Origin of the sequence: Streptomyces sp. NPDC051776, assembly GCF_040681345.1 — a bacterium.
GTDB lineage: Bacteria > Actinomycetota > Actinomycetes > Streptomycetales > Streptomycetaceae > Streptomyces.
In genome coordinates this window covers 1-19,456 of record NZ_JBFAYQ010000020.1, presented here as the reverse complement: position 1 = coordinate 19,456, position 19,456 = coordinate 1, and the positions used below count along the sequence as shown (strand labels likewise).

Sequence of the window (19,456 nt, the reverse complement as noted above, 5' to 3'; positions counted from 1 at the left end):
CGACCCGAACGGCCCGAATCGGCCGTGGCCATCGAAGGCGTGAACCGCAAAGCGGGGGCCGGAACGGCCCAAGGCCCCCCGGGCGCACTGCCATTGAGCCCCATGCGCAGCGCGGGCACGGCGTCCGATGGGCCCGCCCGCCTCCCTCGCATGAGAAAACGGCGTCCGGTTCGGGTGAGTTCACTAGTGACCTGTCAGCAAAGATGAGCCTGTGAGGCTCGTGTCGCATCCGATCTCCGACAGGCAGGAAGGAATCAGTCACATGGGTGGTCAGACGCTCGTCATCGGCGTGATGGGCCTGGGCTCCTTGGGGGAGGGGATCGTGCGAGCGCTGCTCGGGAGCGGTCCCGGCGTCCACGTCGTCGGTGTGGATCACGACCTGGGCGTCGTCCGTCGCGTACGGAACCGTCTGGACTCCCGCGACCTGAGCCTGAGCACCGAACTCGCCGACCTCGGGCGGGCCGATCTGGTGATCGAGGCCGTGTCGGAGGACCTGGGCGTCAAGGAGAATGTGCTGCGGCGTCTCAACTCGGCCTGCTCGCCCGGCACCGTACTGGCGACGGCGAGCGGCACGCTGCCCGTCGCGCAGCTCGCGATCGCATCCGGCTGTCCGGAGCGGGTGCTGGGGCTGCGGTTCTTCCTGCCGCCGCCGTACGGCCGTTCCGTGGAACTGGTGAGGACGTCGATGACCTCACCCGACGCGGTCGGTCTCGCGCAGCGTGTCGCCGAACGCACCGGAAGCGATGTCGTGACGGTGGGCGGAGGGCCGGGCATCGCGGCGACCGAACTGGTCTACGGCTACCTCAACCACGCGGTCGCCATGGTGGAGCAGAACCGCGCGACCGTGGAGGACATCGACACCGCCATGCGAGTGGGCAGCGGTCTGCCGTACGGGCCGCTCCAACTCGCCGATCTCATCGGGCTCGACACCGTGCGTGACACGCTGCGGATCCTCCACTGCCGTACCGGGAGCAGCAGTCTCTTCCCCGCTCTCCTCCTCGACCGGATGGTTGAGGAGGGCCGCCACGGCCGCAAGTCGGGGCGGGGCTTCCACCACTACACCGACGACGGGTCCGTGGTCCTCGAGGAGAACACGCGGAGGAAGACCGGCCCCTTGCGCGACATCGACCGGGTCGGTGTCGTCGGGGCGGGCACGATGGCCCGCGGCATCGCACAGGCTGCCGCCGGCGCGGGCCTGGAGGTCACCCTCGTGGCGCGCAGCGAAGAGAAGGCGAGTGCGGCCTTCGCCGCCGTCGACGCGGCACTGGCCGGAGCGGAGGCCGACGGACACATCAGCGAGGGCGAACGCCTCGACGTCCTCGGCCGCATCGAGGCGACGGACGACCACGCCGCGCTGTCCGCCTGCGACCTGCTCATCGAGGCGGTCGCCGAGGAACTTTCCGTCAAGCGCAGCGTCATGCGGCAGATCGAGGCGGCGGCGAAGCCGGGGGCGGTGCTCGCCACGGTCACGTCCGGACTGTCGGTGGCCGCGATCGCGAGCGCCACCAGCCGTCCGTCGGACGTGATAGGGCTCCACTTCCTCCATCCCGTCCCGTCGTCCGGACTGGTGGAGGTCGTCCGTACCGAGAACACCGCGGACGACCTGCCGGTCACCGCACACGCTCTGGTACGGCGCCTGGGCAAGACGGCGGTGGACTGCGCGGACCGGCCGGGCTTCATCGTCAACGCCTTGCAGTTCCCCTATCTCAACAACGCGATCCGGATGCTCGGCCGCACCGATGTGACCGTGGAGGAGATCGACACGGCCGTGACGACGGCGTTCGGGCACCCCATGGGCCCGTTCGCCCTGCTCGACGCCATCGGACTCGATGTCTCGCTGGGCATCCTGCGAGGGCTGAACGAGGCCGCGCCCGAGGCACGCCCGGCACCGGCCGCGCCGCTGGAACAGCTCGTCGCCGCCGGTTACCTGGGGTGCAAGACCGGCAGAGGGTTCCGGACCGCCGTCAGCCGCGCGGCGGTGACCGCCTGACGCACCGCCAGGACTCGGGAGGGCCGCGAATGTGATGGACGAGCTTCTGCCGGACACGGTGTCGGTCGCCGAGGTGTTCGGCGACCCGCCGGCTCCTGCGCTGCACCCCTGGGAAGAGGCGATCGTCGGCGACTCGGTGGCCAAACGCCGACGCGAGTTCGCGATCGGCCGCGGCTGTGCACGGAAGGCGCTTTCCCGGCTGGGGTCGCCCCCGGCGCCGCTGCTGTCGGGGTCGCGCGGCGAACCCCTGTGGCCTGCCGGGGTGGTGGGCGCCATCACTCACTGCGACGGGTACTGCGCGGCCGTCGTGGCGCGGCGTCACGACATCGTCGGCGTCGGGGTGGACGCCGAGCCCGCGAAGCCGCTGCCGGCCGGGATCCTGGAGGCTGTCTCCCTCCCCGAGGAGCGTGCCCGGCTGCCCCGGCCGGCCGGCCGGGCACAGCGGGCGCCGTGGGACCGGTTGCTGTTCAGCGCCAAGGAGTCGGTCTACAAGGTGTGGTTCCCGCTCACGGGACGGAGCCTGGAGTTCGAGGAGGCCTCCGTCACCTTCCACCCGGAGGGGGACGGGCCCGCGGAGCACGGGGCCGCGGAAGGCGCGAGCGACAGCAGGGGCACGGGCAGCGGCAGGGGCACGGGCACGGGCAGCGGCAGGGGCACGGGCAAGGAAGCCGGAGAGCCCCCGGCCGGAGGAACGTTCTCGGTACGCATCCTGGCAACGCCGTGGCGACTCGGCGACCGGACGCTCTCCGCTCTCACGGGCCGCTTTCTGGTCCGCGACGGAGTCCTGCTCACGTGCATCGCTGTACCGGCCGCAGGCCGCGCCCTACCGGGCCGGCGTGCCGCGTTCTACCAGAGCGCCCCGGCGCGTGCCCAGTCGGCGCTCTGGGAGTCGTCGTAGCCGTTTTCGGGGACGGTGTCGGCGGTGGAACCGCCGAAGAAGGCGCGCAGTTCGCGGCGCCCGGCGACGCCGAGCTTCCGGTAGACGGACGTGAGGTGCATCTCGACCGTGCGCTGGGTGACGAACAGGGCTTCCGCGACTTCCCTGTTGGTGCCGCCCTCGGCCGTGAGCCGGGCGACCTGGCTCTCGCTCGGAGTGAGCGACTGCAGGCCCTGCGACATCACCCTGCGCGGCCGCGCGCCGGTGGCGAGGAGTGCCTCATGGGCACGGGAGCGGAGCGGCCGTGCGCCCATGGTGTGCGCCAGGTCGAGTCCGCGGTGCAGTGCCTCGCGGGCAGCGGGGATACGGTCCCGGTCGTGCAGCGCCGCGCCGAAGTCGATGAGGACACGCGCGCGTTCGAGCTGGGACGGCGATTCCTCCAGTACCGTCAGGGCCTCTTCGAGCAGATCGAGCTTGCCGGGGCCGGGCTCCAGCTCGGCCAGGAGACGCAGCGCCGCCCCCAGCGCGTCCCGCAGGCCGCCGCGCCGCGCTCGCTCCACGGCGTCCTCGGCCAGTGCCCGTGCCTCGTCCGTTGAGCCCAGGGCCTGGTGGGCCTCGGCCGCCCAGACCCACCACGAGGACACGGCCGGGCTGGTCCGGTTCCACTGGTGCTGCCGTGTCCCGCATTCGAGAAGGTCGGCCAGAGCGGCGCGTGCGTCGCCGCGTTCCAGGTTCAGGCGCCCCCGGGCGCACATGAACTCGTTCCACTGCCAGCTGTCGGCGCTCGACGGCGGGAACCCCTGGGCGGCGATGGCCTCGGCGCCCGAGAGGTCGCCGGACTCCAGCAGGGCGTGGATCTGTGTGGCGACGGGGAGGATCAACGAGTGGCACCACTCGTCGCGTGGTGCCAGGTAGAGCGCCGTCATGGTGCCCGCCAGGGCTCCGGCGAGCGCGCCGAGGCGATAGGCGGCCTCGGCGCGCATTCCGGTGCTCAGACTGAAGGACAGCAGGCTCTGACTCTGCCAGGCGCTGTCGAGAATGCGCTGGTATGCCGTATCGGCTTCGCCGGGGTGCCCCCCGTACAGCAGCACCATGGCCGCCGTCGTCTGGAAGAGCGGGGAGTCGGTGTTGGGGACGCTGCGTTCGAGCATCCGGCGGGCCGCGGCGACCGAGGCCTCCGCCAGCTCCTCGCGTACGACGTTGACCCGCGCCAGGGCGGCCAGCAGGGCGCGCTCACCGGGCGTGTTCCCCGGGAGCCCGAGATCCAGCGGGGCCTCGTCGAATGCCGCACGCAGGGTCCGCAGATCCTCCAGAGAGGCCATCAGGCGCTGGGCCTTGAGGCAGCGGGCCAGGTCACCACCGGGGTCGTCGAGCGTCGACGCCTGCTCCGCCAGGACCCGTACCGCCTCCTGCGGCCACTCGCTGTGCACCAGATTGCTGGCGAGCGCCGTGACCACGCGGAAGCGCTGTACGGGGTCCTCCACGTGCTCCAGCGCGAGCCGCAGGTGCCGGACGCTGGCATGGACGTCCACGGCCGTCTCGGCGAAGCCGAGTTCGATGAGGACGGCGACATCGGTGGCGGACTTGATCCGCCCGCGCAGACAAGGCCGCAGCAGATCGACCGCGAGCCGCGGGGCGCCGCGCGACGATGCCTCCTTGGCCGCCTCGAGCAGTACGCTGACCGCCCAGTCCTCCGTGGCGGGGAGTTCGGTCATCAGCAGGTGCGCGGAGACCTGTTCGGCCGGCGCCCCCAGGTCCAGCAGGAGCCGTGCCGCGCGGTGGTGGGCATCGGCCAGCTCGTCGGGACGCATCTGGGCGAGGATGACCTCACGTATCTGCCCGTGGTTGAACGACCAGGCCGTCCCGTCGTCCGAGGCCGTCATCAGACCGTTGGACCGCAGCGTACGCATGGAGCTGAGGAGCGCGGGCTCGCTGAGGCCCGCCAGCCGCGCGCACACCTCGGGGGAGGCGTTGTCGCCGATGACGGCCAGCGCCTGGGCTGCGGGGACCGACTCGGGCTGCCGCCGCAGGACACAGAGCACGGCCTCCTGGAAGAACTGGCCGCCCTGGGCCGTCGCGTACTCCAGTCCGGCCTTGGTCGGCAGATCGCCGTGCAGCCACATCACCGTCAGCAGCGCCCGTACGAGGAGCGGGATGCCGCCCGTTGCCGCGAGGCAGGAGGAGTAGAAGTCGGAGTCGGCCTGTTGGCGCAGGGTCGCCTCGACCATGGTGGCGACCCCGCTCTCCGTCAGCGGTTGGGGGCGCAGAATCCGGCACCGCGGCTGGCTGATCACCTCTTCGAACAGAGCCGGGTCGGTGCCGGGATCGCCGGTCCGGCGGGAGAGCGCGAGGATGACCGGCATTCCCTCGATGCGCCGGGCGAGATGGGCCAGGAAGCGCAGGGACGCCACATCCGCGCTGTGTGCATCGTCGACCACGATGACGAGGGGCGAGACCTCGGCCAGGTTGCAGGTGAACCAGTAGAGGCCGTGCAGCACCGCGTACGAGACGTCTTCCGTCGTCGTCATGGCGTCGCCGCTGAACACCTTGGAGCTCAGCGCCTGCATCGCGGCCTGCGCATTGCCGGCCAGGAGACGCTCCCGCTCCGCGGCGTGGAGCGACCGGAACAGCGGCCCGAACAGATGGCGTACGAGGCCGAACGGGAAGTCGCGCTCCAGGGTGTCGCAGTGGGCCTCCAGGACCCGCAGGCCCTCCTGGCCCGCTTCGCGGGCAAGACGCCGCAGGAGCAGGCTCTTGCCGATACCGACCGGCCCCTCGAGCAGAATCACGCCCCCCGTGCCCTGGTCGGCGTCGCGCAGGAGAGCGAGGAGCGCGGACAGTTCGTGTTCGCGTTCGACGATCGGCGTCCAGCCATCGTTCCGTTCGGCTGTGACATGCGGGGGGCGCGCGTTCACCTGGTCTCTCCCACTTGTGGGTGCGGCTGCGGTCGGGCCGCAAGGCCTTGCCGCAGTACCGGCACCACGCGTGCGTGGCCACACGGTATACCCCGCTGATCACGTCCGGAAGACGGACGAGCAGTACAGACAAACCGGACAGCGGGAGGTGTGTGGCGCGGGCGTGGGCGGTGTGCGGCAAGCTCATCGAGCGGTAGGGCACCACTCCTGCAGCGCCTGGTGGAGGCGTTGGGGGGCGGTGGACACCCGTCCGGGTCCCGATGAGGGAGATCCGGGGCGTTGGAAGCCGGACGGCTCCCGGGTCGGGAATCGTCCGGAGACTGGAGGCGCCCGCCCCGGGGGGTGGTGGAGAGCGAGCGCCGCTGTATGAGGGGCGTGCGGGGCCGGCCGCCCCGAAGGTCCCCGAAAACGGGTCGATGGGCGCCTAGGACGACGACGCCAGACGTGTCGTTCCATCACTGCTCGTACGGCACCGGGGGATGAACGGCTCGGTGGTTTTGGTGCGCGGGCCGTCGCGGTCCTCCACGTACTCCGCGAGGACGCGCGGAGGCCAGACGCCGACCGTCAGCATGCCCATGGAGTTGGCACGGGCGACCAGGGCGGCGCGGTTGGGAACCCTGAACCGGCGCAGCATGAGGCCGACGTGGTACTCGATGCCCTGCCGGCTCAAGTACAGCCGCGCCGCGAGCTGGACCGTCGAGGCACCGCTCGCCACGCCCTCGAGGATCTGGGCGTGAAGCTGGGAGAGGATCCGCTGCGGTGCCACGGTGCTGGGGACCGATGTGTCCTCGTCCGCACGGAATATCACGACATACGAGGGCGGACGGCCGATCTCGCTCCGGACGGCTATGCCCGTGAGCTCGCCTGAGAACACTTCTTCCGTGCCGCGCACTGCGATGACGCGCTCGACGAAGCGGGAGCGCCGGCCTTCGGCGAGGCGGGCGAACCGCCGGCTCAGCAGAGCGGGCGCGCTGGGGTGCAGCAGTTCGTAGAGACTCCTTCCGCAGGTGTCCGCGGCTTCCCGGCCGAACCGCCGGAAGAAGTCCGCGTCCGCCGCAACGATCCGCAGGCTCGGGTCCAGGCTCGCCATGCAAGTGACGTGCTGGCCCGCGAGTTGGCGGGCCGCCACCGGCATGCCGTCCGACTGGGATCCAGGCACCGAGGTGAGGGCTGGGGTCGGAAGGCTGACCGGGGCGGCGTAGTGGGGGGTAGTCATTGTGAGCCACCGCTTTCTGATACGGACAACGGGTGGGGGAATTCCGATGTGCCGAGCGGCATTTCTAGAGATGCCGCGAAACTCTGTTCGTGAGCCTAAGAACGTGTTCGTCGGCGGGTCAACGAGTATCCGGGCGTAGAACCAAAACACTGTGGTGCCATGGTTCGGTGGGTTCGGTCCCCGTAACTCCTGGGTGTGATGCACTCGTTTCGCCGAGTAGCGAATGGCTTGTTCCCGGGCCAATACAGGCCCTGGATTCATATGACGGATCAACTGCCGTCATTGGAATGCGAATCGGGCCAACTGGACATATGGGTTGCCGTGCCGGCCGGAACTCCGGCTTGGGATCGGTAGGGTTCAAGAGGCCATCCCAGGACAATCCGGGCCCGTTCTCTTTTGTGCTGATCGAGTACCTTCGGGGTAAATGCCGAAGAGGCTCTGGCGCTGCCGTGTCCCACGACTGCGAGCAGTCGGCCGCTCGCCTCTCCGGGCTCGCCCGTATGGTCCTCTGCGCCGTTCCGCGTCCCGCCCGCATGGGGCCGCCCGCTGGTCACGCGGGTGTGACACCACGTGCCACTTGCGGTCCCCGCGCTCCGGGTCCGCGGTGACGGGCACCATACCGCATCCCCGCCGCGTTCAGGTCCGGTCCAGCCCCGGCCGCACATGTACCCCTCGACTCCGTGGGTCCCGAGCGCCCGCGAACGCGGTGGCCGCCGAACGGCGAGGTAGCGGCTGTACGCGCTCTCGCCGCCGGCATCCGCGTTCGCCGAAAAATCCCCGTGGCACATGCACCTTGAGCGAAGTCCTTGCGCCGGAGAGCCCCGGACACAAGAAAACCCCGGCCCTTCGTAGCATGTCTGCCGAATGGGCGCGGGGTTAAAGAAGATTCACAACACAAGCTTACTGAGGAGTAGCCGAAGGACGCCTCAAGGATTCCTCAAAGTTTGAGCAAAGCGACGGGACGCCGAAGAGCGCGTTCCACGATGCGGGACAATCTCACCCGGATTCGCTTTCGAGCCGGTGCAAGGCGGTCCGGAGTACCGATCTGCCCGTAATGGACAATTTCCGGTAGCAGTTGGTGAGGTGTTTCTCCACGGCTCGGCAGCTGATGCCGAAGTCATCGGCGATGGCCTGGTTGCTGAGCCCGCCGGCGGCGAGCTTCGCCACCTTGAGCTCGGCGGGTGTCAGACGGCCGCGCGCCGGCGCCGGGCTGCTGGGTACCGCGTTGCCGAGCCGCGAGGCCGCCTGGTCGGCCACCCGCGCAGCGCCGCACGCCACAGCCATGGCGTAGGCCTGGCGCAGCGCCGCCTCGCCTTCGGGGGAGTCGAGGCCGAGCCGGTCACCCAGTGCCAGGAGTGCGCGGGAGAGTTCGAAGTGGTTGGGGGAGCCTTCCAGGACGTTCACGGCGTCGCGCAGCATCGCCAGTCCCGGGGCCCCCTCGGTCACCCGGCCCTGAGCGATCAGTGCGCGCCCCAGCGCGGATGGCGCGCCCCACAACTGGGCGAGTTCCACCTCCTGCTGGCTCAGGGCGGCGGCGCGCTCGTGCTCGCCCAGGTGGTGGTGGACGACCGCCGCGTGGGAGGCCCAGGGGAGCAGGGCCGGATTGCGCCAGCTGTACTGCTCCATCCTGTGTCCGGCGTCGTAGAAGTGGTCGAGCGCCCCGCGCGTATCGCCCTCGGTCAGTGCCACGGTGCCGCTCAGCATGGTGAGCAGCGCCCAGAGGTACGACTCGTTGGTCGCCCGGTAGCGGCCGCCGAGCAACTGCCGGGCCAGTCCGACGTCGCGCGACTCGATGGCGACCAGGGCCAGGGACACCGCGGCGACGACTCCGACGCCGTCGTGCTCCGTCCCGGCCAGCTCGAATGCCTCTACCGCGTAGGGCCTTGCCTCGTTGAGCCGGCCGTTGGCGAGGGCGGCCAGGGCCTGTTCGCTGCGGATGAGGGCCTGTTCGACGCGGTTCTCCCCACGCGCGGCCTCCGCCCGGGCCGTCTCCAGCCAGAGGACGAGCGAGTCCGCCGAATCGGCGGCGACCATGCTCGCGATGACCATCGGCACCGCGGTGTGCACATGCGAGGGGTGCGGCGGCTCGCGCTTCATGATCCGCTCGGCCAGTTCGGCCACTTCCGCCGCCGGAAGCGCGTTGGCGCAGGTGGCCGCTGCCAGCAGCATCGCCAGCAGTTCGCGCTCGGCCGCGGTCTCCGTCGACGGGTCGGGTCCCAGCATCTTGAGCCGGACCACGGCGTCGGAGAGCTGCACGGGATTGGAGCTGCAGGTGTGCCGCAGCCGCGCTTCCAACCGGAGTGCCAGTTCGCGCTCCCGCCCGCGCAACCGCTGCTCGTCGCCGAGTTCGCCCGCGATCTGCCGGAGGACGTCCTGGACGGGCAGGAGGGACGACGCCAGGACGATCGGCGCCAGCCGTGTGATGCCGTCTGCCCGGTCCAGCGCCGAGTCCAGCAGCGGCATCGCCTGCGCCATGTGCCGTACGGCCGCCAGGGGGGCGAAGCTGCGCTCGGCCGTGGCGAGCTCCACCAGGAGCCGGCCCCGGTCGGAGCCGTGCGGGAAGCTGTCGAGCAGCGCGCAGCGCAGGTACCGTGCCGACAACTCGGCTTCGCCCCTGTGCAGGGCGCTCTCCGACGCGGCGCGCAGCACTTTCCTGGCCCAGGAGTCCTGCGGCGCGTTGATCTTCATGAGCTGGTCCGCCACCTGTTCGACGGGCCGGCCCGCCTGGTGGAGGAGTTCGGCGGCGCGGGCGTGCGTCGAGGTGCGGTCCGCGGTCGACATGCCCTCAAGGGCGGCATCCCGTACGACGGGGTGGACAAATTGCACATCTTCGGACGTTTTTACCAATCCCAGACGAACCAGAACTCGCAGGCTGTCGTCTCGGCACGCGGGGTCGAGGGCGGAGAGTCGTCCCAGGAGTCCGAGGTCCGCCCCCTCGCCCAGCACGGCCATCGACCGGGCCAGCCGGAGGACCCGCGGGCTCTGCGCCTCCAGGCACTGCAGGATCCGCTGGCGCATCGAGGCGGGCCGCAGCTCGGCGAGCGTGGCGGCGTTCCTCGCGACGGGAGTGAACCCGTGAGTGGCGCTCTCCTCGAGAAGCGAGGTCAGCAGGGCGGGGTTACCACCGGCCGCGGTGTGGCAGGCCGCGACGAACTCCTCGTCGGCGGGCTCCCGGCTGTTCAGACGAACCACCGCCCGCGAGCCGCGGAGCCGGAAGGGCTGGGGGCGCAGCGTGTGCGTCGCACGCTCCACCAGCTCGCGTACGGATTCCTGCCCGGCGAGCAGACATCCGTCGCGCAGGGTGCATACCAGCAGGATCCGGGCGGTCTGGATCTGCTGCGTCAGGTGATGCAGCCAGTGCAGCGTGGCCTCGTCCGTCCACTGCAGATCATCCACCAATACCAGCAGCGTCCGGTCACGGGCGATGTTCTCGGCCAGGGTCGTCAGTCCGCGCTGCGTCGCCGCGCCGCTCCCCTCGCCCTCGTCGGCGGGGCGGCACTGGCACGCCCCGAACGCGCCGTCGCTCAACGCGGCGATGGCGTACTGAGCAGCTCCTTCGGTCCAGCTCGCCAGGACGTCCTCGTCGGCCCGGCGCAGGGCGGGCTCCAGCAGTTGCCGCGCGACCCCGTATGAGAAGTCCCGCTCCATCGGCGCCGCCCCCGCCTTCAGAACGGTGGCGTCAACCTGGGCGCCGCGCTCTCCGATCTCGTCGAGCAGTGCGGACTTACCGATCCCCAGCGGACCGCTGACCAGCACGAAAGCCCCGCGGCCGGCCTGTGCGCGGCGCAGGGCCACCGTGGCTCGGCTCAGTTCGGCATCCCGGTCGATCAACATGACGTCGAGATCCCTCCCCACGAGATCGTTCCGGACAGGTGTGGACTCCTCGGGACGAGTCACGTCCAATGACTGTTCTCCTTGCCGCATACCGCTCGGGGTAACAGGGGTGAAAGGGGCCCGGAGGTGCCTCCTGAGTGTGGGGGGACCGCCCCGAAGGCGGCATGGATGCGCCATTGTTGCTGCTCAGGGTGGACTGCCGGAAGTGCGGGGAACGTGTCCGAATCCAGCCGAGTGATGTACGCCACATTGCGGGCCGGGTCGGCGGATGGCCGGCCGAAGGGGCTGGGCCGCGTGAAGTCGGCGAGCCGGGTGGGCCTCATGGGCGTGCTCCCTCCCCGAAGAGCGGGGTCACCGGCGCCCAAGGGGCCGATAACCGCCCATATGGGACGGGGTCGGCGGCCCCGGATCGGCCGGCACTTGGGAACCGTCTGCCCAGCCTGCGCGCAACGACTCCTCCTGTGTCCCGGGGGCGCCGCCCGGTGTACGGGCATCCGGCCGCCGCGGGAACCAGAAGTGCCACCGTCGCCGTTCCACCGGGGCACCGTCCCGGTTCGTGCCGTCCCCTGCGCGCCACGAACCGCCTCTGCGGGATACACATAGGGGGCCGCGATCCGTTCGGACCCGACCCTGCCGTACGGCTGCACCTCGTCAGGTGGACCGCCGTCGCTGTGCGTCAACTCCTTGCTCCTGTGTCGAACGCGCACGCATGCCGTCCATGTCCTGACTTGACCGGAGTGTCTGTCGCCCGGCCGTCTCGGGGTCGGTTGCGCCAACCTGCACGAGATGGTCTGCCGATTCCGGGAAATCATTGGAACACGACGCTGTGATGGTGCGCTTGCCGTGGTCACGGGGCAACGCACTTGAGGAAGTTCAGAGGTTTGACTTGTGCGTACGGTGAAGGTGGGCCTGTCCCGCGCGTACCGGGGTCCCTGCGCCACCCCCGCTCGAAAGGGGGTACCCCCCGCCGGCCCTCGTGGGATGACCTGTGCGACCACGGGTTCCGGGGACTCCTTCTAGGGACTTCATCAACTCCGGGCTGTTCTCATGGACCACGTCACCGGTCGTCACCTCGTGGCGCGGGTGTTGTCGGCACGGTGACCAGGTTCGCGCACTGCGTCGGTGAAGCATGCGGCTGATCATCGCGCCCACGACGGGCGCCTGGGCGGGATGAGGGTGACGAAGCGTCGTTCCGCGGTCGTCGACGGCTCGGCGGGCCGCTCTCATCAACGACGGTTGCAAGCGCGAATCGCGGCGGGGTGGTGCGGTGCCCCGAGGGGGCCCGGTGGTGCGGCGCGGACCTTGCAGCGCCGTGTGTTGCGCGCCCGCCCGATATCTTTTCGACGCCGCCCCTTCCGTGCCGACTCCGCGCTGCGGGGCGTGCCCGCATTTCCCGCCGGGCATGACGTCGCGGCTACGCTTCGAAGAAGCCCTGGCCTTGTCCGCGGGGAATTCCGGTAGGTGTGCGGTACGGCGGGTCGATCCACATCCTGCTCCGTTCCGGGTCTGCCCGGGTGGTGTTGGGGGCCTTGCGGTTGCCCTCGATGCGAAAACGGCATTCTTCACCCGAATCCCCCGCTCTCCGCGAGGCCCGTCGCCACCGGCCCTGTATTCCGGGGAGTGAAGTGCCTTCCTGGTGGGGTTGTGCCGTGGGTTGCGCGGTGCGGCCGGAAGTGAGGCAGCATGCGGATCACCCGCGGCGAGCGGGTGTTGACCCCCTGTGTGGGAGAGTTGCCTGGTGAGCGGCCCTGCGGTACCGAACCGTACCGAACCGCAGAGGCGACGGGACCGAAGTGTTTCGGCTCCGGTACCACAGGGTTGGACAATTGCCCCCGTCGTCGATTGACCTCGCCGGTCACGGCTGCCTAGTGTCGAATCGCGGAATCAGGGGCGATCGGAACTCGGGCGACGATCGCCACCCCCCACGCTCAGTGCCGACCGAGTTTCTGTGATTCCCGGGAATTCCCCCGCAGTCTTCGCATGGTTCCCCCCTCGCACGTATCACGTACTTCGAAGGGAACGAGTCCGTTGTCGACTTCCGTAGATGTCCTGGTGGATTCAGCGGCGCACGCGCCGCACGCCTCCGAGGCCCCCCTCTCCGAGCCTGGGGCGGAGGAGCTGTCGTTCGACAAGTCCGGCGTGCACATGGTCACACTCGACCGGAGGCTGGCCATCCGGCAGGCGAACCAGGAGTTCTTCCGGGAGTTCGGCCGCTCATCGGAGGAGATCTGCGGCCGCAACTTCTGCGAACTGGTCCATCCCAGCGGCCGGCAGTCTCTGACGAGCCAGTTCTCACGGCTGATCGAGGGCCGGCGGCACCGGTTCGCCACGGACGTGATCGCCGTGGGCCCGGACTCCGCCTTCACCGTTCCGCTCGTGGCCGTGGCCGTGCGCGGTCGCCACACATCCGAACTCGCGTCCATCCTCGTGCTGATGCGGACGGCGCAGGACTCCGGGGCCGTGGGCGTGGTGATCGACCGCAGGAAGATGCTCAGCGAGATCGACGCCAGGATCCTCGAAGGCATCGCTGCCGGTGTCCCCACCATCCCGCTCGCCCGGCGGCTCTATCTGAGCCGGCAGGGCGTCGAGTACCACGTGACGCGTCTCCTCCGCAGTCTCGGCGTGCCCAACCGCTCCGCACTGGTCTCCCGCGCCTACTCGATGGGCGTGCTCAAGTTCGGCACATGGCCGCCCAAGGTGGTGGAGGACTACGTGAAGTGAGTCCCGCGGGAGCGGGGCTGACCAACCGGGCCGCGACGCGTCGTACGCCGACCGTCGCGGCCGCTGTCGCTTCTGTGCGGCTGCCGTGAGGCCACGAGCTGCTCTACGGGGAGATCGCGGGGGAGCGCTGAACGGCTCTGCGCAGCGAGGACCGTTTGGGCTTTTTTCCTCAATCTCTTCTGCATCAAAGGAATATGACGTCAAATCAGTTCCGATTGGGGAACCGCCAAGTCCCCCCCGGTGGGCGCGGAAACAGGCAGGCCCAGGCGTACGCCGTGGGCAGGTTTTCGCTGACCGCTCATTTGTATATCGTCATTTTGGTTACGGAAGCATCATCGGCCCTGCGTATGCGCCTTCTTCCGGTCTCGTGCGGACCTTACCGTCGCAGTCATCCAGCACCCATGACGGTGACAGCCATGACCCCGAACGGGGGGAACTGCTGTCTAAAGGAGAAGCCATGTCCGGAGTCGTACAGCAGCAGGAAAGCATGTCGTTGGCAGGGCAGGCGGCCACCGCGGGACAAGGAGACTGGCCCGGTGACGGAGGGGGCAACTGGCCCAGGAATCCCAGGCTTTATGACATCTCACCGATCGCGGGGCCGACGGGCGGTGGCAACATCGTTCTGCTCACCGGGACGAACCTGCAGGGCACGTTCCAGGTCACCTTCGGTGGCACGCCCGCCACCATTGTGAGCCAGAGCCCGTACGGGAATTCCGTGACGGTCACCGCGCCTCCGCACGCCGCAGGCACCGTGCCGGTCGTAGCCACCACCTCGTACGGCACCAGCAATCCGGTGAACTACACCTACACCGCGGGGCCCGGACCGACCGTCAGCGTTCTTGTCCCGGACAACGGTCCCACAGCCGGCGGCACCGCGTTCGCCATCATCGGGACCAACCTCACGGGTGCGTCCGTCACCTTCAACGGGGTCGCTGCCACGGGCGTGTCCATCAATGGCAGCGGCACGGTCCTGACCGGGAACACCCCGCCTGGACCCGCCGGGAACGTCCCGGTGGTCATCACCACCCCGCTCGGCAACACCACCGTCTCCGGCGGCTTCACCTATGTGCCGCCCCCGCCCCTGCCCGTCACCACCGGCATTTCGCCGAACACGGGGACCGCCGCGGGTGGTACGGCGTTTGTGATCACCGGTTCGAACCTGAACGGTGCGTCGGTGACGTTCAACGGGGTTGCGGCGACGGGTGTGTCGGTCAATGCGGCGGGGACGTTCATCGTCGGCTTCACCCCGGCGGGAGCTGTCGGCACCGTGCCGGTCGTCGTCACCACTCCGTTCGGCAATGCGCCTGTCGCCGGCGGCTTCACCTACACGGCACCGCCGTCGCCCGTGACCACGGGCATTTCGCCGAACACGGGGACCGCCGCGGGTGGTACGGCGTTTGTGATCACCGGTTCGAATCTGGACGGTGCGTCGGTGACGTTCAACGGGGTTGCGGCGACGGGTGTGTCGGTCAATGCGGCGGGGACGTTCATCGTCGGGTTCACCCCGGCGGGCGCGCCCGGAACTGTGCCGGTCGTCGTCACCACCCTGGGCGGTAACGCCGTTGTCCCGGGCGGATACACCTACGTCTGACCGTGGGCCGACCGTACGAGTGGGTGGCACAGGGCCCGGATCCCGAATGGATCCGGGCCCCTGCGCTCGTTGGCCGTCGTTCCCCCTCCGGGCATCCTCGTGGGCTCCGGTGGAGAGGTCATCGCGACCGACTCAACCACCGCCGGGGCATCCCCCTCAGCACGACCGGAGACGCTCCTCGGCAGCACAAGACGGAGCCCGGTGCCTCCTCCACGGCCAGGACTTCCCGGAGCCGCGCTTCAGGACCCCGCCCGCCCGGCCGCGGTCACGGCTTCCGGGCGAGCCCGGCGACGATCAGCTGTTCCCACACGGTGAGTTCATGCGTCTGCTCGTCCTCGCCGAAAACCGTCGGGCCCTGTTCCGGCCGCCAGAGCGAGGTCGGCACGATGCCCGGTTCCAGGAACTCCATGCCCCCGAACAGAGCGCGGATCTCGTCGTCGCTGCGCCACCGGCCACGCCCGAACGTCTTCTGGAGGATCGCCTCCGCCTCCGCGGTCTGCTCGTTGTGCCCGCTGCGGAAGTGCGAGATGAACACATAGCTCCCGCTCGGCACCAGATCCTGCCAGTAGCGGACGACGGCCCGGGGGTCCTCGTCGTCGTTGATGTGGTGGAGGATCGCGCTGAGGATCACGGCTACGGGCCGGTCGAAGTCGATGAGTGCCGTGGTGTCGGGGTGGTTGCGGATGACGTCGGGGGTACGGACGTCGGCCTGGATGACCCGGGTGTTCTCGTTCTCCGCCAGCAGCGCACGGCCGTGGGCCAGCACGATGGGGTCGTTGTCGACATAGACCACGCGTGCCGACGGTGCGTGGCGTTGGGCGATCTGATGGACGTTGTCGGCGGTGGGCAGCCCGCTGCCCATGTCGATGAACTGCTGCACTCCGGTGTCCCGGGCGATGGCTCGCACCGCGCGGCCCAGGACCTGGCGGTTGGAGTGGGCGATGACCACGGAGCCGGGAAGTTCGTGCTTGAACTTGTCACCTATTCGGCGGTCGACCTCGTAGTTGTCCTTGCCGCCGAGAAGGTAGTCGTAGACGCGGGCAATACTGGGCTTGTCCGGGTCCACTACCCCAGCATCCGTCATGGCAACTCCCCTTGCTGACCGCAGTGTTGTGTGGTCGGTCATTGTAGGCGGCGGGTCGGCGGCCCGCCCGGCACTTGTACGGTCCCGTGCGACCCGCTGCCCGGACCTGTCGGCTCGGGCCCGTCGGCTCGTGCCCGTATCTCCCTGCGCGGTGCCGGCTGCCGGAAAAACCCCTCCGAGGTTGTCGAGAACGTCGGCTCCGTTCCGATGTCTCATATGAAGGGAGTGAGGACGATGAAGTTCATCATCATGCTGACGGGCAAGCAGGCGGCGTACGACGCCATGAACGGCAAGGCGACCGAGGGTATCCCCGCGTGGACCGAGGGTGACCTCAAGGCGATGTTCGACCACATGGGAGCCCTCAACGACGACCTCTCGGCGAGGGGCGAGCTCGTGGACGCCCAGGGTCTGGTGGAGCCCAAGCAGGCCAAGCTCGTCACGGCGGCGGCGGACGGCACACCGATCGTCTCCGACGGTCCCTACGGCGAGAGCAAGGAGGTGCTGGCCGGGTACTGGCTCGTGGACGTCGAGAGCCCCGAGCGTGCCTACGAGATCGCGGCGCGGGCCCACCGGTGCCCCGTGCCGGAGGGCACCGCGGACGACCCTCCGGTGATCGTCCGGCCGGTCGGGGACCCCGACCAAACGGGCACCGAGTCGTGCGCCGGATGAAGATCCGCTGACAAGCCGGATGAAGATCCGCTGACAAGCCGGATGAAGATCCGGTACCACGGGCCCGATACCGGGGGCCCGAGGCGGGACACTGCCTCAGGCCCCCGGCCGCGCTCGGCTCGAGAACGACGTCGGTGTCTCACAGGCCGTATCCCGGACGGCAGCCCGTCATGATCACTGCGGGCTGCGCTCGCCGCGACTCGTGTCGTACCCCCGCGGACATCGGGGCTTCGTGCGGCCGGATGAACCAATCGCCACCGTGCCGGGGCCTGGGCCACCGTGCCGGGGTCTGGCCACTGTGCCCGGGCGTGCCACTGTGCCGGGTCTGGCCACTGTGCCGGGGTCTGGCCACTGTGCCAGGTCTGGCCACGGTGTCGGGTCTGGCCGCCGTGCCGGGGTCTGGCCGCCGTGCCGGGGTCTGGCCACGGTGTCGGGTCTGGCCATGGTGCCCGGGTCTGGCCGCCGTGCCGGGGTCTGGCCACTGTGCCGGGTCTGGCCACGGTGCCCGGGCCTGGCCACCGTCCCCGGAGAACCGCCGACCACCCCGATGACCTCGGCCTCCAGGCCCCTGCTCATCCCGGCCGGCGCTCGGCCGGCGCCCGGTCGGCGCGATCTAGGGGCCGCCCTAGTCCATGCCCCCATAGCGTGATGAGCCCGGCGGCCCCGCACTCTGCTGCCCGACCCGTGACCGCCCGGTGCGGACCGCCGCCCACGCCGTGCGCCGCACGTATGCCGCACCTGACGTGTGCTGCGGTCCGTGCGTGCTGGTCCGACAAGCTGGTGGAGTGGAATGAGCGAGACAGTACGCGGTCCGCATGGGCTCAACGCCACGCCCCACCCCGCGATCGCCGTCATCGGACTGGCCTGCCGTCTGCCCGGCGCACCGGATGCCGACAGCCTGTGGCGGCTGCTGCGCGCCGGGGACAGCGCCGTACGACCAACCCCGGCCGATCGCCTACGACTTGCCGGTTCGTCCGCCGAGAGCACCCCCGGTGACGCACCCCGCTGGGGCGGATTCATCGACGAGGTCGACCGTTTCGACGCGGGCTTCTTCCGCATCTCGCCGCGCGAGGCCGACACCATGGATCCGCAGCAGCGGCTGGTCCTCGAACTCGCCTGGGAAGCCCTGGAGGACTCCCGCATCGTGCCCGGACAACTCGGGGACAGCAGGACCGGCGTGTTCATCGGCGCCGCGCACGACGACTACGCCACCCTGCACCACGGGCTGGGCCCGGACAGCGTCACCCACCAGTCCTTCACCGGCACCCACCGTGCCCTGATCGCCAATCGCCTCTCCTACCTGCTCGGCCTGCGCGGTCCCAGCCTCACCCTGGACTCGGCCCAGTCGTCGTCCCTCGTCGCCCTCCACCTCGCCTGCGAGAGCCTGCGCAGCGGTGACAGCGACATCGCCGTAGTGGGGGGTGTCAACCTGCAACTCGCTCCCGAGAGCAGCCTCTATCCCCACCGCTTCGGCGCGCTCTCACCGGACGGCCGCTGCTACACCTTCGACGCCCGCGCCAACGGCTACGTCCGCGGAGAGGGCGGCGGTCTCGTCGTACTGAAGCCGCTGGACCGCGCACTCGCCGACGGCGACCCCATCCGCGCCGTGATCCGCGGCAGCGCCGTCAACAACGACGGCGGGGGCGACACCCTCACCGCGCCGGACCCACGCGCCCAGGAAGACGTCATCCGCCGAGCAGTGCGAAACGCCGGGGCGGCACCTCATGACGTCCAGTACGTCGAACTCCACGGAACCGGTACGCCGGTCGGGGACCCCGTGGAGGCGGCTGCCCTCGGCGCGGTCCTGGGCGCCGGACGGACCGCCGATGACCCGCTGCGCGTCGGCTCGGTGAAGACCAACGTGGGCCACCTGGAAGGCGCGGCCGGAATCGCCGGACTGCTCAAGACGGTGCTCTCGCTCCAGCACCGCGAACTGCCGCCCAGCCTCAACTACGAGACGCCCAACCCCGACATCCCCCTCAACGCGCTCCACTTGCGCGTACAGGACGCCCTCGGCCCCTGGCCGCGTTCCGACTCGCGCCTCATCGCCGGAGTGAGTTCCTTCGGGATGGGCGGGACGAATGCGCATGTAGTGCTGGAGGAGCCGCCGGTGCCTGACCTCGGCGTGGAGGAACCGCGTCCGATCGATGATGCCGTGAGCCCGGTGTTTGTGGCTGGTGGTGTGGTGCCGTGGGTGGTGTCGGGTCGTGGTGGTGGGGGGTTGGCGGGTCAGGCGGGGCGGTTGGCGTCGTTTGTGGGGTCGGCCGGTGGGGGTGTGCGGCCGGTTGATGTTGCGTGGTCGTTGGCGGCGTCGCGTACGGCGTTTGAGGACCGGGCTGTTGTTGTGGGCGGGGGCCTGGATGAACTGGCCGGGTCGCTTGGGGTGTTGGCCTCTGGCGAGGTGAGTGCTGCGGGTGTGGTGCGTGGTGTGGTGGCCGGTGGTGTGGGTCGGGTGTGTTTCGTTTTTCCGGGTCAGGGTGCGCAGTGGGTTGGGATGGGGCGGGAGTTGTGGGGGGTCTGTCCGGTTTTTGCGGAGTCGATGGAGGCGTGTGAGCGGGC

At 69.9% G+C, this 19,456-nt stretch carries 10 protein-coding genes; 6 read left to right on the top strand and 4 right to left on the bottom strand.

Translation table 11 applies throughout. From position 1 onward, the window contains the following. Nucleotides 1–262: 262 nt before the first annotated feature. Nucleotides 263–1,990: a 3-hydroxyacyl-CoA dehydrogenase family protein gene (locus AB0M26_RS17310; protein WP_365261379.1), complete on the top strand. Its 1,728-nt coding sequence runs from the start codon at nucleotides 263–265 to the stop codon at nucleotides 1,988–1,990. Nucleotides 1,991–2,024: 34 nt separating this feature from the next. Next, nucleotides 2,025–2,888 carry a 4'-phosphopantetheinyl transferase superfamily protein gene (locus AB0M26_RS17305; protein WP_365261376.1) on the top strand — a complete coding sequence of 288 codons (864 nt, stop codon included), beginning with the start codon at nucleotides 2,025–2,027 and terminating at the stop codon, nucleotides 2,886–2,888. On the opposite strand, the gene AB0M26_RS17300 is transcribed toward AB0M26_RS17305, so the two are convergent. The 3 genes from AB0M26_RS17300 to AB0M26_RS17290 all read right to left on the bottom strand — a co-directional run bounded on the left by AB0M26_RS17300 (nucleotide 2,837) and on the right by AB0M26_RS17290 (nucleotide 10,895). Next, the gene (locus tag AB0M26_RS17300; RefSeq protein WP_365261373.1) at nucleotides 2,837–5,782 is read right to left on the bottom strand and encodes an AAA family ATPase; all 2,946 of its coding nucleotides are present in this window, start codon (nucleotides 5,780–5,782) and stop codon (nucleotides 2,837–2,839) included. The genes AB0M26_RS17305 and AB0M26_RS17300 overlap by 52 nt on opposite strands. A gap of 424 nt (nucleotides 5,783–6,206) precedes the next feature. Next, on the bottom strand, nucleotides 6,207–6,998 hold the full coding sequence (locus AB0M26_RS17295; protein WP_365261370.1) for a LuxR C-terminal-related transcriptional regulator: 792 nt from the start codon (nucleotides 6,996–6,998) through the stop codon (nucleotides 6,207–6,209). Nucleotides 6,999–7,994: 996 nt separating this feature from the next. Further along, nucleotides 7,995–10,895: an AAA family ATPase gene (locus AB0M26_RS17290; RefSeq protein WP_365261617.1), complete on the bottom strand. Its 2,901-nt coding sequence runs from the start codon at nucleotides 10,893–10,895 to the stop codon at nucleotides 7,995–7,997. A gap of 2,055 nt (nucleotides 10,896–12,950) precedes the next feature. On the opposite strand from AB0M26_RS17290, the gene AB0M26_RS17285 reads away from it, so the two are divergent. Further along, nucleotides 12,951–13,553 (top strand): PAS domain S-box protein, encoded by a 603-nt coding sequence (locus tag AB0M26_RS17285; protein ID WP_365261614.1) that lies wholly within the window; start codon nucleotides 12,951–12,953, stop codon nucleotides 13,551–13,553. 457 nt (nucleotides 13,554–14,010) lie between these two features. Then, entirely contained in the window at nucleotides 14,011–15,144 is a 1,134-nt protein-coding gene (locus AB0M26_RS17280) for an IPT/TIG domain-containing protein (RefSeq protein ID WP_365261367.1), read from the top strand. Nucleotides 15,145–15,409: 265 nt separating this feature from the next. On the opposite strand, the gene AB0M26_RS17275 is transcribed toward AB0M26_RS17280, so the two are convergent. Beyond that, nucleotides 15,410–16,228: an SAM-dependent methyltransferase gene (locus tag AB0M26_RS17275; RefSeq protein ID WP_365261364.1), complete on the bottom strand. Its 819-nt coding sequence runs from the start codon at nucleotides 16,226–16,228 to the stop codon at nucleotides 15,410–15,412. A gap of 234 nt (nucleotides 16,229–16,462) precedes the next feature. Between AB0M26_RS17275 and AB0M26_RS17270 the strand changes: the two genes are divergently transcribed. Further along, entirely contained in the window at nucleotides 16,463–16,897 is a 435-nt protein-coding gene (locus AB0M26_RS17270) for a YciI family protein (protein WP_365261361.1), read from the top strand. Nucleotides 16,898–17,687: 790 nt separating this feature from the next. Next, the coding region (locus AB0M26_RS17265) for a beta-ketoacyl synthase N-terminal-like domain-containing protein (protein ID WP_365261359.1) at nucleotides 17,688–19,456 on the top strand (1,769 nt) is incomplete at its 3' end.